Consider the following 14,209-nt stretch of genomic DNA (forward strand, 5'->3'; position numbering starts at 1 on the left):
TTCCTACCTTCGAGATTGTGCACGCATCGCCTCCACCGCGACTGAAAGAGAATCAACCTCGGCTTCTAAGGTGTTCCAGTCAGTCCAGAAATTCTTCGTGGCACTTGTCGGTTTTACTTTGGGAGGGTCGAGCCGAATTCTTGTCGGCAGGATAATAGCGTCGCCCAATATGAGGGCCTCACCAACATCTAGCAACGGTAACGCCGAGGTAAGGGCTTCCATACTGTCCGGCATGAGTCGTTTTACGACCGCCTGATCCTGGTCGTTGGTCAAGCGAAGGGCGATGAAGTTATTGCACTGCGACAGCACGGTTCGGCTCACGTCGGATGGACGCTGACTCACAACAAGCAGCGATATACCGTACTTACGTCCCTCCTTCGCGATTCGCTCGAAGACATCAAGCGCACGCTGGTCGGCGGCGCCAGCCTGCCCAGCAGGCAGATAAAGATGCGCCTCATCACACACCAAAGTGATTGGTGTCCGCTTCTCTTCCGCCGTCCAAAAGTGAATTTCGTAGAGCACCCGAGCTAGGACTCCGACCACTATTGGCAGGATATCGCTCGGCACCTCGCTGAAGTCTATTATTTTGATTCCTGGCTCGGTTCCCAACAAGTGCGCTGCGAAAGCGTGCAACCAATCGTATTCCTGATGAGCAACCGGCGGATCAAACATAAAGCCATAGCGGCGGTCGCTGACCTTCGCTTTCATCCGGCTCACGAGTCGAGTGAGACGCCCGTAGAACGGACCCTGCTTTTCCCGCCCAGCTGATGCGCCCGGGACCATCTCAGTATCATCAGCAGCAAGGCGGTCTATGAGTTTATTAAGCTCGTAGGCGACCGGGCTGTCAACGGTGAATTTGGCTGCTAAGTCAGACCGCCCTTCTTCGAGTAAGCGCTCCTGCTTCAAGGCCTTCACGTGGTGCGCAAGCCTAGCAGCCTGGTTCGGAGCATTCTCCTCAGAGCGGTCCAGCAACAGAGCCTGCATTTCCTCCTGATTTAAAAGCCACCATGGAAGATAAAGCGCCAATTCGTCTTCGTGATCTTGTCCAGGTCCCGCAATATGAAAAGCGCGGCCAATCGCGTTTTCGCCATCTGTTAACGGTGCATACTCGCCGTGCATATCGAACACAACAAGATTTGGATGAGCAAGAGCTCTTGCGCGCTCAAGGATAAGTGCGACGGCCCAACTCTTTCCTGAGCCCGTACTACCGAGTAACGCTGCATGCCGCTGAAAGAGGCGATCACCGTCTGCTATCGCTTGTGCAGTCGGATCGGCAACGAATGTGCCGAGCCGCAGCCTTTTTTCGGGATCTAACTGACTTGCAAGAAGCCCCATAAGACGCTGAAGATTTTGCCCTTCTAGAACCCAGCAATTGGACTCGACGAGCGGGTAACTATCGGCACCACGCTTGAATGTATCGACCTTGATTCCGTCGACACGGCGATAGGTACCTAATAGAACAACTCGGAGCAGATCCCTTTGGCGTATTTCTAGCGGGACCTCGCCCTCCACTCCTACATCCTCTAGCAGAGAATCCTCCTGAAGGTCCCGCGTGACGCGGTCGAGCATTCCTATTAAGTATTCCGATGCACTGGACCCTTGAAACGCGATCAGGCTGCCCACGCTGATCCTTGTGAGGCGGTCATGATCGACAGCCTCAGCCCAAACGCTTGACGTGTCTACCCGAAACGTGCGCCCTAGGATTGCTTCATCCGGGAAGTCAAGACTTCGTTCACTCATATACTAAGCACTTCCCTTGCAAGGTGGTTAAGATCCCATAACGGGAGATCAATTTCCAAACTATCGTCAGCAGCACTTACTACACACCTCGACCCATCGCCGAGTGCTTCAATTCCGATTGCTCTTGAGCTAGATTGCAGGTAGGCCCTAGCGTTCTCAGTAAGTGTTCGACTTATCACAACTGCCGGAACTTGTGAGAATTTTCTCTCTAAGTGAGTTTGGAGATGTTCATCATTGAATCCGTAACCCACGGTCAGTAGTGAAGCCGCCGCATCGATTGCCTGATTTGCTCGCTGTCTTTGCTGGTCAAATGGCACCTCATATCCGAGCCGATACTTATTGCCTCCGGGCGCAATGATCTGACGTGAACCGGGTATTGCAAGGTCGGTTCGAAAGTAATCCCCTCCCTGTTCGAACCAGTCAAGGCTTCCATGGGGCTTTGATAAGCGAATATGAGGTCGAGGTCGTAATAGGACAGTGCGTGAGCTTCTCACAATCGAGGTGCCTGTCATCAAAAGCTCGTCCCGACTGAGCTCTGCATTGAGACGGCCGACGGTGTGTCCGTAGTACATCGAGTCCACACGTATCCCTGCCCGCGCAGCTTGAACCTCGATTAGGCGATCGTAGTTTGTCGTCACCACGTCAACAATCTGCGCAGAGCGCAAGATATGTCCAAAAAGTCGACCAAAAGGAGAAATTTCGCTCCCGAAAATGTTTGCAATCGCGGCACCTTCCGACCGAGCCACTCGGATGCCGACCTCAGTCATAAGCAAATCTACGAGGGCGTCGGGCAACGGATTTACCCCGAGCGCTGTCTCGAGTGCGCTTTGATCAGCCAAGGCCGAGGCAATACGTGTCCACTCAAGCTCAGATTGCTGGTCTTCACTCGGGAGTTTTCCCGGGATCGTCTCCAAAAGGTGTTGCGCCAAATCGGACATACTCGGCAACCCGTAAGCGCAAGACGCGCCGGAGCCTATGATGATTACAGTGCCGCGTTGAAACAAGTCCTGGATATGCCTGTATACGCCGTCCATCGAGATACTCACTGCCACCCCCACCTGCAGACTTCCATGAAATCACGACGAGCGCAATCCCGGTTCTCCAAATTCGCATCCATCTTGCCCAGTGCTTTCGCCCTTGACGACTAGTACCTCATGAGAATAGTGGCTCGTCATCCTGAAGGAACAGGCACCCAATCACTATCCGCAGCCATCCGTGTCTACTTCGGCGCTAAGAAATCGGTAAGGTCAGCCATCCGAAGTCAGGAAGCTCCGCGATGTGGGTCTTTTGCCCGCAACAGCGCCAGCTAACGAACGTCAGTCGCCACCGACCGCGTGGACCGACAGCTTGGAGGAACGGAGCCAATTTTGACTGTATCGGGTTTATGTAGCTGAGCGAGGGCCCGTTTTGATGCCTCCCTTAGGGGGGCGCTCGACCATAGGGAGGGTGAGCGAACGGCTGAGCGACTCCCTCGTGTGAGCCGCCTCGCGCAACTACGATCAACGAAGGACAAGGAGACAGCGATGACGAACAGCAGCAGCAACTCGTTCCAGAGCCTCGGCAACGGCGGCTTCCGAGTCAGCGGCGCGCGGATCAGCCCGACCACTGGCCGGTACGTCACCCGCAGCAGTGCTTCCGTCGGGAAGTCGGCTGCGTCTCCCGCCCAGCCGAAGACGCAGCCGACTCCGAAGTAGCAGGGTCGGCCGTCCGCGGACGCGCGGGCACAGCCCGGCACGAACGCGACCGTCGAGCGGTCGCCGACGAAGGCCCGGAGCCCGTCAGCGCTGCGACACCGGCGAGATCACCATCTCGTCGATGCGGACGTGGGCCGGCGAGTCGAGGACGAACTCGACCGCGCGGGCGACGTCGTCCGGCGCGAGCATCCGGGCGCGGGCCTCATCATCCGGGACCTGCGGCCGGTGGCGGAGGAAGTCCGTCGCGACGTCGCCGGGGCAGAGGTGGCAGGCGCGGATCCCGGAGGCGGCCTCCTGCGCGTTCAGCGTGCGGGCGATCTCGGCCAGCGCCTTCTTGCTCGCGCTGTAGCCGACCCCCGCGATCGGGGCGAACGCCCAGGCCGAGTACGAGGAGACCAGCACGACCGCGCCGGCGTGCGCCCTCAGCTCGGGCAGCGCCGCGTCGATGACGCCCACCGGCCCCAGCAGGTTGGTGCGCACGATCTCCTCGAGCTCGCTCAGCCGCTGGTCCCCCCAGGTCCGCCGCGGGGAGTTCAGCCCGGCCGCGAGGACCAGCGCGTCGATCCGGCCGGTCGCTGCCAGCACCGCGTCCCTGGCGGCGGGCACCGCCTCCCCGTCGCTCACGTCGAGGGGGACGACGAGGGCGTCCCCGCCGGCACTGCCGATCCGCTCGGCGACGGCGTCGAGGTGCTCGCGGGACCTGCCGCTGAGCGCCACCGTCCAGCCCGACGCCGCCAGGCGCTCGGCCGACGCGGCCCCGATCCCGGAGCCGGCTCCCGTGATCCAGGCGACTCTGCGAGCGACTTCGGTGTCCATGGGGCAGCCCTTCGATGCTACGGTGACGATCGATTAATCATACTAATAGGAGGCTGCCGTGCTCATCGATCTCACCGGTCTGGTCGTCGTGGTCACCGGAGGCGGGCGCGGCATCGGCCGCGCGATCGTCGACCGCTTCCTGGCGGAGGGCGCGCGGGTCGCCGCCCTCGACCTGGCCTTCCCCTCCCCCTCGGGCGACGCGCAGCAGATCGTCTGCGACGTCACGGACCCGGCGTCGGTGCGGGCGGCGATCGACGCGGTGGTCGAGCGGTTCGGCCACGTCGACGTCCTGGTGAACAACGCCGGCATCAACGTCGAGGGCACCGTCGAGTCCCTCGATCCGTCGCGCTGGGACGCCGCGTTCGACGTGAATGTCCGCGGCACCTTCCTCGTCTCGCAGGCCGTCATCCCCGTGATGAAGGCGCGCGGTGGCGGCCGCATCATCAACGCCGCCTCGTTCGCCGCGATCGTCCCGAGCATCGGCGCCGCCGCCTACGGAGCCTCGAAGGCGGCCGTCGTGCAGTTCACCCGGGTCCTCGCCGGCGAGCTCGGGCCGTGGGGCATCACCGTCAACGCCTACGCGCCGGGCATGATCCCCACCGCGATGAACGGCTTCGCGGACATGCCGGAGGCGGCGAAGGCGCGGCTCCTCGACACGCTGAGCCTGCGCCGCTGGGGCACACCCGACGACATCGCCGACCTGCTCTGCTTCCTCTCCAGCGACGCCGCGAGCTACATCACCGGCACGCTCGTCGACGTCAGCGGCGGCAAGCTCGCCACGCAGATCCCCAGCCGCGCGTACGAGGGCCTCGCACCCGCGGAGTGATCCCGCCGGCGCCCGAGGGCACCCCTGCCCGCCTCGGCTCAGGCCGTCCCTCGGCTGCTCGCGGTCGCCCGGATCTCCTCGGCGGTGTCGCGGACGAGCGTGCGCGCCGCGTTCTCCGCGAGATCGGCGTCCCCCGCCGCGATCGCCTCCGCCAGCCGCCGATGCTGGTCGACCGCTCGATCGGTGGCGGCGGTGAAGGTCGGAACGCCGCTGCCGTACCTGCTGTCCAGCGCGGCGGCGAGGGTGCCGAGCAGCTGGGCGAGCACCGCGTTGCCCGACCCCTCGACCAGGATCCGGTGGAAGCTCTGGTCCGCGCTCGTGAACCGGGGCAGCGATCGCGCCTCGGCCGCGAGGGCGAGCTCCGCCGCCGCGGCCGACAGCTCCTGCTGCCCAGCGGTCCGGCCGCTCGTCGCGAAGAGCCGGGCCGCGGCGGGCTCGACCGCCTCGCGCAGCAGGAGGAGCTCCTGCAGCTGCGTCTCGCTCGCCGGCCCGGCCGCCCGCCACTGGATCACATCCGGATCGAGGAGGTTCCACGAGCTCTCCGGCTGGACCTGCGTCCCCGCGCGCGGCCTGGCCCGGATCATCCCCCGCGCCTCGAGAGCACGGAAGGCCTCGCGCACCACCGTGCGCGATACGTCGTACCGGCGGCCGATCTCCTCGGGCACGATCTGCGAGTCCGCCGCCCGGACCCCCGACGCGATCTCCCGCCCGAGCCCCTCGGCGACCCGGCGCTGCAGGCGTCTGCCGGAGCCGGAGGCCTCGAGGGCGGAGTCGACGGGCATGATGCGGCTCACGATACCCGCCCGGTCCGCGCACCCCTGCCGGTCGACCAGCCGCGGAACGCGCGCTTCCTGCCCGCCGACCAGCCGCAACCCGCACGCTCCATGCCGGTTGACCGGCCGCAGCCCGCGCGCTCCATGCCGGCCGACCGGCCACAGGCCGCGAACCTCATGCTGGTCGAGTAGCCGCGGAACGCGGCGTATCGAGACCCACCCTCCAGGCCACGGTGGATCTCGATACGCCCGCTGCGCGGGCTACTCGATCAGCATGCAGAGGCCCGCCCCACGGCCTGCTCGGCACCTCTACGAGCAGGCGATCATCGGCAGCGTGATGCGGATGTCGTCGTTCGCGTCGGTCCTCACTCCTTTTCGTCCGGGAACGATGAAGTGCCACATGAGCTGAACCGATCCCGTGGTGGTCGCCGTCCACCGGGTGGAGTAGTCGACGAACGAGAAGTCCTTCGTCAGCTGCACGTCGCCGTACTGACTCGTGTCGGTGCTGTAGTTCGGCGAGATGGGCACGTCGTCGATCTCGAGCCGGGCGTACTGCGGACCGCGAGTCCTGTCGTTGCCGGTCTGTGCGTACGAGCCACCGGCCCGGTAGAGGAAGGTGTAGGTGGTCCGGGCGACGACCGGCAGCCTGGCCCCCCACCAGACCTCCAGGTTGAACCCCTCGGCGGAGCCCGAATCGTCCGCCTGCTGGTAGAAGAAGACGGCGCCGTTCTTCTCCTCGATGCCGGACACCCCGTGATAGCCGTAGCCGTTGTCGTAGCGTCGCCACTGAGCAGAATCGGTGACCGACGGGCAGGGCGCAGGAGACGCCGATGCGGCCGGAGCCGCCGTCGCCAGGGCGATGACGGGCACCGTCCAGACCCCTCCGGCGACGAGCGTCCGCCGGTGCACCGCGCTTCGACCGTCGGAGGTCGTCGGCCGATCGTCGTCGTGCGCCAGGAGTGCGTCTCCCGTGGTGTCGAGGTACGACCGCTGTCGCGGTTGGCAGCGGCGTACCTGCATACCAGGATGGTACCCTCTTACCGTGCCGGGGAAATTCGGGGCGCTTGAAGCACAACGATGACGCGTTCACGTCACTGCTGACGGAATCGATGCCTCCCGACATCTCGAGCAGTCCAGCCGCCGCTACTCACGATTTTCATGCTGGTCGAGTAGCCCCGCAGGGGCGTATCGAGACCCGCTGTTGATCAGCAGGGCGGGTCTGCAGAGTCGCCTTCTGACGCTGGTGGATCTCGATACGCCCGCTGCGCGGCCTACTCGATCAGCATGCAATGGCACCCTCTGGGCAAGCCGTCCGCAGCACATGCTGGTCTGGCAGCCCGCGCAGCGGGTCCTCCCCTGCTGGCCGAGCAGCCCGCGCAGTGGCCCCCTCCGTGCTGGTCGAGTAGCCCAGCAGGGGCGTATCGAGACCCGAGCATGCAGCAGCGGCGTCTCGAGACCCCGCCCGCCGCTACTCCGGCATCGAGAAGTCCGCGAAGTCGAAGCCCGGCGACACCAGGCAGCTCACCAGCGCGTCCTCCGCCGACGGCAGCGTCCGCTGCCAGACGTCGGCCGGCACCAGCGCCTGCACCGGCAGCCCCTCGAACGCCGAGCCGAGCACGACCGTCTCGCCGTCCTCCGGCTCCTCGCCGAGCCCGCCGTACTGCAGCGCCACCCGGCCGGACCCGTTCCAGATCCAGGTCTCCGCCGAGGACACCCGGTGCCAGGCCGACGCCTCGCCCGCCGGCAGCAGGAAGACGATCAGCGTCGCCGCCGGCCGCTCCCGCACCGAGCCGTCCGCACTGACGAGCGTCAGCCGCTCCGGCGACTCCCACGTCCGCCGGTACCAGCCGCCCTCGGGATGCGGCTCGAGCCCCATCGTCTCGGCGAGCGCCGGCCGCCGCACCCGCTCGAGCACCCGCCCGTCGACGCTCAGCCGGTCGACGAACCCGCTCACCTCCGCGCCTGCCATCGGACCTCCCCGGAGATGATCGTGGCGAGGGCGGTCCCCTCACCGGCTTCGACGACGGCGGCGAGCACGTCGTCGGAAGAAGAGCCCGACACGCCCAGCACCGCGAGGTCGGCGAGCGCCCCCGGCACCAGCGTGCCGAACGACTCCGCCGCCCCCATCGCGAGCGCGCCGCCGAGCGTCGCCGCCGCGAGCAGCCGCGCGTGCAGATCGCGCCCCGCGTACCCCTGCACCCGCGCGATCCGGCACAGCTCAGCCACGTCCCCGAGCAGGTCGAGCGACGGCGTCGACGACAGCGAGTCCGTCCCGACCGCGATCGCGTTCCCCTCGCGCAGGTAGTCCGCGACCGGCGCCTCGTCGAGCCCGATCACCGCGTTCGAGCGCGGACACAGCGCGACGGAGGTGCCGGTGCGCCGCAGCGTCGCGCGATCGTCCGCGTCCACGTAGATCCCGTGCGCGATGTGCACGTCGTCGCCGAGCGCCCCGATCGTCTCCGCGTACGCCACCGGCCGCAGCGCGCTGCCGCCGTTGCGCAGCAGGTGGAAGCCGTCGTAGCCCCAGCGGCGCCACTGCTCCGCCAGGTCGCCGCGGCCGTGCATCGTGTACTCCGCCTCCCACGCCGACTCGGCCAGGTGCAGGTGCCGGCGCACGCCGAGCTCCTGCGAGAGCCCGGTCAGGTCGCTCAGCACCGGGGTGTCCAGGGAGTACGGCGCGTGCGGCGAGAGCCCGATCCGGGTCACGCCGGAGGTGCGCACCAGCTCGGCGGTGATCGCGCGCCCGCTGCCGCGCCAGTCGTCCTCGAGGAGGCTCATCAGCTCCCAGTAGGCGATGCCGTGTACGCGGCCGTCCTCGAGCACGCGCAGTGCGTCGAGGTCGGTGACGATGTCGGCGATCGCCGTCGTCCCGGTCGCGACCGCGATCTCCAGCCCGGCGGCCGCCGAGGCGCCCCAGTCGTGCGGCTGCTCGTAGACCTCCTGGAAGGCGCGCGACCAGTCCTCGAAGCCGGCGTACCGGCCCCGGCCGACCGCGGACATGCAGGTGTACTGCAGGTGCGAGTGCGCGTTGACGAGGCCCGGGACGATCGCGCCCGGCCACTCCCGCACCGCGGGCGACTCGTCGCGGAGCCCCTCCAGCACCTCGTCCCGCGCCCCGACCGCGACGATCCGCTCGCCGCGCACGGCGACCGCCCCGTCGCGCACCAGCTCACCCGCCACCGGCAGCACCCACGGCGCGCTGTGCACGGTGAGCACCGACGTCGAGCTCCCGGCGCTCTCGCGCCCGAGCGACACCGCGCCGCTCACGGGATCCACGCCGACGGCATCAGTCCCGAGAGGCTCGCCGTGCTCGCCGCGACCGCCAGCAGCACCGCCGCGCCCGTCACAGTCCAGTCGACCGGCGTGTACCGGATCTCCCGCAGCCAGGTGCGCTTGCGCGTCCCGAAGCCGCGCAGATCGAGGGCGTCCACCGTGTCCTCCGCGTCCACGAACGACGTGATGGTGACCGGCACCATCAGCGGTGCGACCTCGCGCAGGCGCCGGATCGGATTGCGGGTCTGCGTCCGCTCGTAGCCGCGCAGCCGCTGGGCCGCGGCCGTCTCCTGCAGGTTCGAGGCCGCGCTGGGCAGGAACTTGAAGGTCAGGTCGATGCCGTAGGCGAAGCGGGCCGGCACGCCGAGCCGCGCGAACGCGACCGCGAGGTCTCCCGGGCGGATGGCGAACGCGAGCGGGAACCCGACCGCGACCAGCGTGAGGAAGCGCAGCAGCAGGTTGACCGCGTACGACACCGCCCCCTCCGTGATCGCCAGCCCGACGACCGGCACCGTGAACAGCGTCGCGCCGGCCTCCGGCTCGCCGCTGCCGGTCGCGCCGACGATGAGCCCGTTGATCCCCGCGAAGACCAGCACGAACACGGCCACGACGGCCCAGTTCGAGCGGACCTCGCGGAACGGGATCCGCGCGCTGAGGTAGTACGCGAAGGCGACCACGGCGAGCGCCGCCATCCAGCGCAGATCGCGCACCTGGCTGGCCGTGACGACGAACATCACCGGCACCAGGATCAGCACACGCGGATCCCGGCGGCCGAGGAAGGAGTCACCGCCGAGGTATCGAGGCGAGACCTCCATCCCGGGCGCCCGTCAGCGTCCGGCGAGGTTCTGCAGCGGCTTCCAGACCCGGTCGAGCACGGGCACCAGGATCACCGCGGTGATGCCGGTGGCGAGGATCGCCAGGAGGTAGGAGCCGAAGAACCAGTACTGGAAGGTCTGGCCGAGGAACAGGAAGTCGGTGGCGGTGAAGAGCAGTCCGACGACGACCGCGGCGACCGCGATGGCGGCGGCCCAGACGAGCTGGCGGCCGGTGGTGCGCGGCTCCTTCGCGTAGTAGCCGATCAGTCCGGCGAGCAGGCCGACGAGGCCGTTCGCGATGCTCCAGTTCCAGTAGGTGAGGAAGCCGTAGCCCATGATCTGGTCGACGATCGCGTTGCCGACGGCGCCGGTGAAGAAGCCGGCGACCGGTCCGAAGCGCAGGCCCACGAAGGGGATGATCGCGATCGCGGGGCGGATCGAGATCATCGTCCCGGGGATCACGAAGCTCAGGGCGCCGAGCGCGCCGTAGAGGGCGGCGCCGACGGCGCCGAAGACGATCGTGCGGGAGGAGACGGCCCAGGGGCCGGTCTTCGCGGCGGTGGAGGTGGTGGCGGTCACGGGTGTGTCCTTTCGAGGGAGGGAGAGGAGCTGCGGGGATCGGCGGTGCGTCCGGCGTCGGGGGTGCTGCCGGGGCCTTGCTGCGCACGGCGGAGGCGCCGGGCGAGGTCGAGCGGGCGCGGGAGGCGGCCGCTCGCGGGTCCGTGGCGCCGGGCGGCGCGCACGAAGTCGGTCTCGCGCAGCACCGCGCGGGAGTGGCCGGGGTCGACGCCCGGGCCGTGCCAGAGCGCCGTGTCGTGCACGACCTCGGCGGGACTGGCGTCGGCGACGATCCCGCCGCCGTCGACGACCACCACGCGGTCGGCTCGGGCGAGCGCCATGTCGACGTCGTGGGTGATGAAGTACACGCTGTCGATCCCGTCGATCGCCCAGACCGCGTCGAGGAAGTGGCGGGAGGAGCGCTCGTCCTGCCCCGCCGTCGGCTCGTCGAGGATCAGCGTCCGCGGCCGCAGCGTGAGGGCGAGCGCGACGGCGAGCCGGCGCTGCTGCCCGAAGGAGAGCGTGCGCGGCGGCCGCTGCAGGATCCCCGGCACGTCGTCGAGCGACACGGCGCGCAGCGCGGCGTCGGCGATCGCGGGGATCTCCTCCGCCGGCACTCCGAGATTGCGCGGCCCGAAGGCCAGTTCCGCCTCGACCGTCTCGCTGAAGAGCGCCTGGCCGGGGTTCTGGAAGAGGTAGCCGCAGGTCGAGACGAGCTCGGCCGCGGTCAGCTCGTGCACCGGCCGCTCGTCCAGCAGGACCCGGCCGCGGGTCGGCGCGACGAGGCCGACGGCCGCGCGCATCAGCGTCGACTTGCCGGCGCCGTTCCGGCCGAGGATCGCCACCCGCTCGCCCGCGTGGAAGCGGCGGTCCACGGCGGCCACGATCGTCCGCGCGCCGTAGCCGAGCTCGGCGCCGTCGAAGTGCAGGCGGGCGGCACCGGCCGGGGCCGGACGCGCCTCCTCCTCGGGCGACTCCTCCCCCGCGGCGCCGGCGAGCAGCGCCTCGAACGGCAGCTTCACCGACTCCGGCGACGCGACCTCGAGGAAGCCGGCGACACCGCCCGAGTAGACGACCCGCCCCTCCTCCAGGTACACGACGCGGTCCGGCTCGAGCGCGAGCACCTCGTCGACGCGGTGCTCGACGATCACGGCCGCCCCGCCGCCGTCGACGTAGGCGCGCACCGCCCGCAGCAGCACGTCGGCCGCGTCGGGATCGAGGTTCGCCAGCGGCTCGTCGATGACGATGACCCGCGGATCGAGCACGAGGATCCCCGCGAAGGCGACGAGCTGCAGCTGCCCGCCGGAGAGCTCGTGCGGCGGCGTCGCCAGCAGCGCGGTCAGCCCGAGCCGCTCGGCGACCCGGTGCGCGCGCTCGCGGATCTCGGTGGGAGGCGTCCCGCGGTTCTCCAGCCCGAAGGCGATCTCGGCGAGCACGCTGTGCCCGACGACCTGCTTGCCCGGATCCTGCAGCAGCGTGCCGACGACCTCCGAGATGTCGCGCAGGGCGAGCGGAGTCGCGTCCCGCCCCTCGACCTCGATCCGCCCGGTCACCTCGGCGCGGTACGAGCGCGGCACCAGTCCGTTCAGCACCCGCAGCAGCGTGCTCTTGCCGCAGCCGGACGGACCCGCGACCAGCACGACCTCCCCGCTCGACACCGAGAAGCTCGCGTCGACCAGCGACGGCTGCTCGGCGTTGCGGTAGGTCACTCCGACGCCGTCCAGGCGCAGCAGCTCGGTCACGAGCGCGCTCCGTCCCGCTGCGGCGCGGCCCGGCGGCCGGTCGAGGTCCAGCTGCCGAGGAAGTCGCGCTGGGCGCTGCTCGGCGCGTCGATCCGCAGACCGAGCGCGTCGAGCTTGGCGCGGGCGACCCGGTCGTCGACCTCGGGCGGGAGCAGGTGCACGGCCGGAGCGAGGCTCCCCGCCTCCCGCGCGAGCAGGTCGACGGCGGCCACCTGGACGCCGAAGGACAGGTCCATGATCTCGATCGGGTTCCCCTCACCGGCGGTGCAGTTGATGCAGCCGCCGTCGTCGAGCACGACGATCGAACGGCCGTTGGGCAGCGTGAAGCTCTCCAGCGCGTGGCCGATGCTCTGCCGGGTCGCGCCCGCGGCGAGCGCCGCGTCGATCGCGATCTCCTGCGCGACGCCGCCCGAGACGGCCACGGCCGCCCCCTCCGGCAGGGCGAGCAGGTGCTCCACATCGACGGTGTGCGCGATGCCCGTCGCCGAGATCAGCAGGTCGGCGCTGCGGGCCGCCGACTCCAGCGCGTCGACGTCGTAGCCGGCGAAGACCGCCTCGAGTGCGCGGACCGGGTCGACCTCCGCGATCGTCACGCGGGCGCCGAGCGCGCGGGCGTGCTGGGCGACCCCGCGGCCGACAGGTCCGAAGCCCGCGACGACGACGTGCGCTCTGTCGAGCGGAGTCGCGAGCAGGTCGAGCATGGTCAGGAGCGTCGACTGCCCGGTGCCGTGCCGGTTGTCGAAGAGCGTCTTGCAGCGCGCGTCGTTGACCGCGAGCACCGGGATCCGCAGCGCGCCCTCGCGCTCCATCACCCGGAGCGGGCGCAGGCCGCTCGTGGTCTCCTCCGTCGCGCCGCGCAGGGTCTCGAAGACCGCGGGCCGGTCGGTGTGCGCGAGCCGGGTCACCGACGAGCCGTCGTCGACCAGGATGTCCGGGCGCCGGTCGAGCAGCCCGAGCGCGAACGCCCGGTCGTCGGCGGCGCTCGCGTCCGAGCGGGCGAAGACCGCGATCCCCGCGTGCTGCAGGGCGGCCGCGGTGTCGTCGTGGGTGTTGGAGGCGCCGCACATCACGCTGACGTCCGCGCCGGCCGCCGCCAGCTCGAGCGCGAGGGTCGCCGTCTTGGGCTCGAGCACGAGCACCAGCCCGATCCGCAGGCCCCGCACGGTGCCGCTCTCGCGGAGCTGTCCGGCGATCCCGCGGGTCACCGGCATGAAGCGCGCGGCCCAGTCGATCTTGTCCTGGCCCTGCCGCCAGAGCGAGGGGTCCCGGATCGGCGCGGTCATCGGAGCAGCTCCAGCGCGAGGGCACGGTCGGCGCGCTCGTGCAGATCGTGGGGCGAGGGATCCTGCTCCCGGGCGGCCTCGACAGCGGCCGCGAAGCGCGCGGACAGCTGCTCCCGAGTGCGGCGGGCCGAGCCGTCGGCGACGTCGCGCGCCACGAGGAGGAAGAGCTCGCGCTCGGCGTCCGCGATCCGGTCGATCCCGGGGCGGCCGGAGGAGGGGTCGGTGGCCGCGGCGACCGCCGGGTGCTCCTCCGCCGCGTCGACCAGGAGAAGCGGACCGCCGGTGCCGAGCAGCGCCGCGGTGACCGGGCTCGTCAGCTCTCCCGTCGCGAAGGCGATCGTCGCATCCCGCAGGTCCGCCGAGTGCGCCGCCTGCACCGTCAGCCCGAGCTGGGCGATCTCGACCAGCGCGAGCGGGTCGTCGCCGACGACGATCACGCGAGCGCCCGTCGCGGCGGTCCTGGTCGCCAGCTCGACGGCGAGCGGCCCGGTCCCGAGCACGGCGACGCGGGTGTGCGCGAAGGAGAGGTTGGAGGCCGCGGCGACCGCGCGGAGCACGGCCTGCGCCCACGCGGTGCGGGTCAGCGCTCGGACGACCCGGGAGTCACCGGACGCGTCGGCCGCCGTCGCGGGCAGCGCGGCGCGGCGCAACGGGGTGAGGGTGGCGTGCATGACGCTCCAGGGGAGTCG

Annotated in this window: 14 protein-coding genes; 2 read left to right on the forward strand and 12 right to left on the reverse strand. The window is 69.1% G+C overall.

Annotated features, from left to right (window positions below):
* Window positions 1–3: 3 nt before the first annotated feature.
* Window positions 4–1,512, reverse strand: coding sequence for an ATP-binding protein (locus tag MT353_RS14440; protein WP_243624944.1), 1,509 nt, complete (start codon window positions 1,510–1,512; stop codon window positions 4–6).
* A gap of 224 nt (window positions 1,513–1,736) precedes the next feature.
* Entirely contained in the window at window positions 1,737–2,774 is a 1,038-nt protein-coding gene (locus MT353_RS22140) for an SIR2 family protein (protein WP_374204713.1), read from the reverse strand.
* Between the two features lie 489 nt (window positions 2,775–3,263).
* Between MT353_RS22140 and MT353_RS14445 the strand changes: the two genes are divergently transcribed.
* Entirely contained in the window at window positions 3,264–3,434 is a 171-nt protein-coding gene (locus MT353_RS14445; protein WP_159423922.1) for a hypothetical protein, read from the forward strand.
* An 84-nt stretch (window positions 3,435–3,518) separates the two neighbouring features.
* Here MT353_RS14445 and MT353_RS14450 read toward each other — a convergent pair whose 3' ends face one another.
* A complete protein-coding gene (locus MT353_RS14450; protein WP_243624945.1) occupies window positions 3,519–4,250 on the reverse strand; it encodes an SDR family oxidoreductase in 732 nt (243 codons plus the stop codon).
* Window positions 4,251–4,308: 58 nt separating this feature from the next.
* Here MT353_RS14450 and MT353_RS14455 point away from each other — a divergent pair, with 58 nt between their 5' ends.
* Window positions 4,309–5,076, forward strand: a complete 768-nt coding sequence (locus MT353_RS14455) for an SDR family NAD(P)-dependent oxidoreductase (protein ID WP_243624947.1) — start codon at window positions 4,309–4,311, stop codon at window positions 5,074–5,076.
* A 38-nt stretch (window positions 5,077–5,114) separates the two neighbouring features.
* On the opposite strand, the gene MT353_RS14460 is transcribed toward MT353_RS14455, so the two are convergent.
* The 9 genes from MT353_RS14460 to MT353_RS14500 form a co-directional block, all read right to left on the reverse strand.
* Window positions 5,115–5,858, reverse strand: coding sequence for a FadR/GntR family transcriptional regulator (locus MT353_RS14460; RefSeq protein WP_243624948.1), 744 nt, complete (start codon window positions 5,856–5,858; stop codon window positions 5,115–5,117).
* Window positions 5,859–6,158: 300 nt separating this feature from the next.
* The gene (locus tag MT353_RS14465) at window positions 6,159–6,869 is read right to left on the reverse strand and encodes a hypothetical protein (RefSeq protein WP_243624950.1); all 711 of its coding nucleotides are present in this window, start codon (window positions 6,867–6,869) and stop codon (window positions 6,159–6,161) included.
* Between the two features lie 448 nt (window positions 6,870–7,317).
* On the reverse strand, window positions 7,318–7,803 hold the full coding sequence (locus MT353_RS14470) for a cupin domain-containing protein (RefSeq protein WP_243624951.1): 486 nt from the start codon (window positions 7,801–7,803) through the stop codon (window positions 7,318–7,320).
* Window positions 7,800–9,125, reverse strand: a complete 1,326-nt coding sequence (locus MT353_RS14475) for an amidohydrolase family protein (protein ID WP_308197528.1) — start codon at window positions 9,123–9,125, stop codon at window positions 7,800–7,802. Before MT353_RS14475 ends, MT353_RS14470 begins: the two co-directional genes overlap by 4 nt.
* Window positions 9,113–9,937 (reverse strand): energy-coupling factor transporter transmembrane protein EcfT, encoded by an 825-nt coding sequence (locus tag MT353_RS14480; protein WP_123706136.1) that lies wholly within the window; start codon window positions 9,935–9,937, stop codon window positions 9,113–9,115. The genes MT353_RS14475 and MT353_RS14480 overlap by 13 nt, the downstream gene beginning before the upstream one ends.
* Before the next feature lie 12 nt (window positions 9,938–9,949).
* Entirely contained in the window at window positions 9,950–10,516 is a 567-nt protein-coding gene (locus MT353_RS14485; RefSeq protein ID WP_123447291.1) for an ECF transporter S component, read from the reverse strand.
* Window positions 10,513–12,237, reverse strand: a complete 1,725-nt coding sequence (locus MT353_RS14490; protein ID WP_243624955.1) for an ABC transporter ATP-binding protein — start codon at window positions 12,235–12,237, stop codon at window positions 10,513–10,515. Before MT353_RS14490 ends, MT353_RS14485 begins: the two co-directional genes overlap by 4 nt.
* Complete coding sequence (locus tag MT353_RS14495) at window positions 12,234–13,520, reverse strand: adenosylhomocysteinase (protein ID WP_243624956.1); 1,287 nt, start codon at window positions 13,518–13,520, stop codon at window positions 12,234–12,236. Before MT353_RS14495 ends, MT353_RS14490 begins: the two co-directional genes overlap by 4 nt.
* Entirely contained in the window at window positions 13,517–14,191 is a 675-nt protein-coding gene (locus tag MT353_RS14500) for a hypothetical protein (protein ID WP_243624958.1), read from the reverse strand. The genes MT353_RS14495 and MT353_RS14500 overlap by 4 nt, the downstream gene beginning before the upstream one ends.
* Window positions 14,192–14,209: the final 18 nt, after the last annotated feature.

Source organism: Rathayibacter sp. VKM Ac-2927 (genome assembly GCF_022815525.1).
GTDB classification, from domain to species: domain Bacteria; phylum Actinomycetota; class Actinomycetes; order Actinomycetales; family Microbacteriaceae; genus Rathayibacter; species Rathayibacter festucae.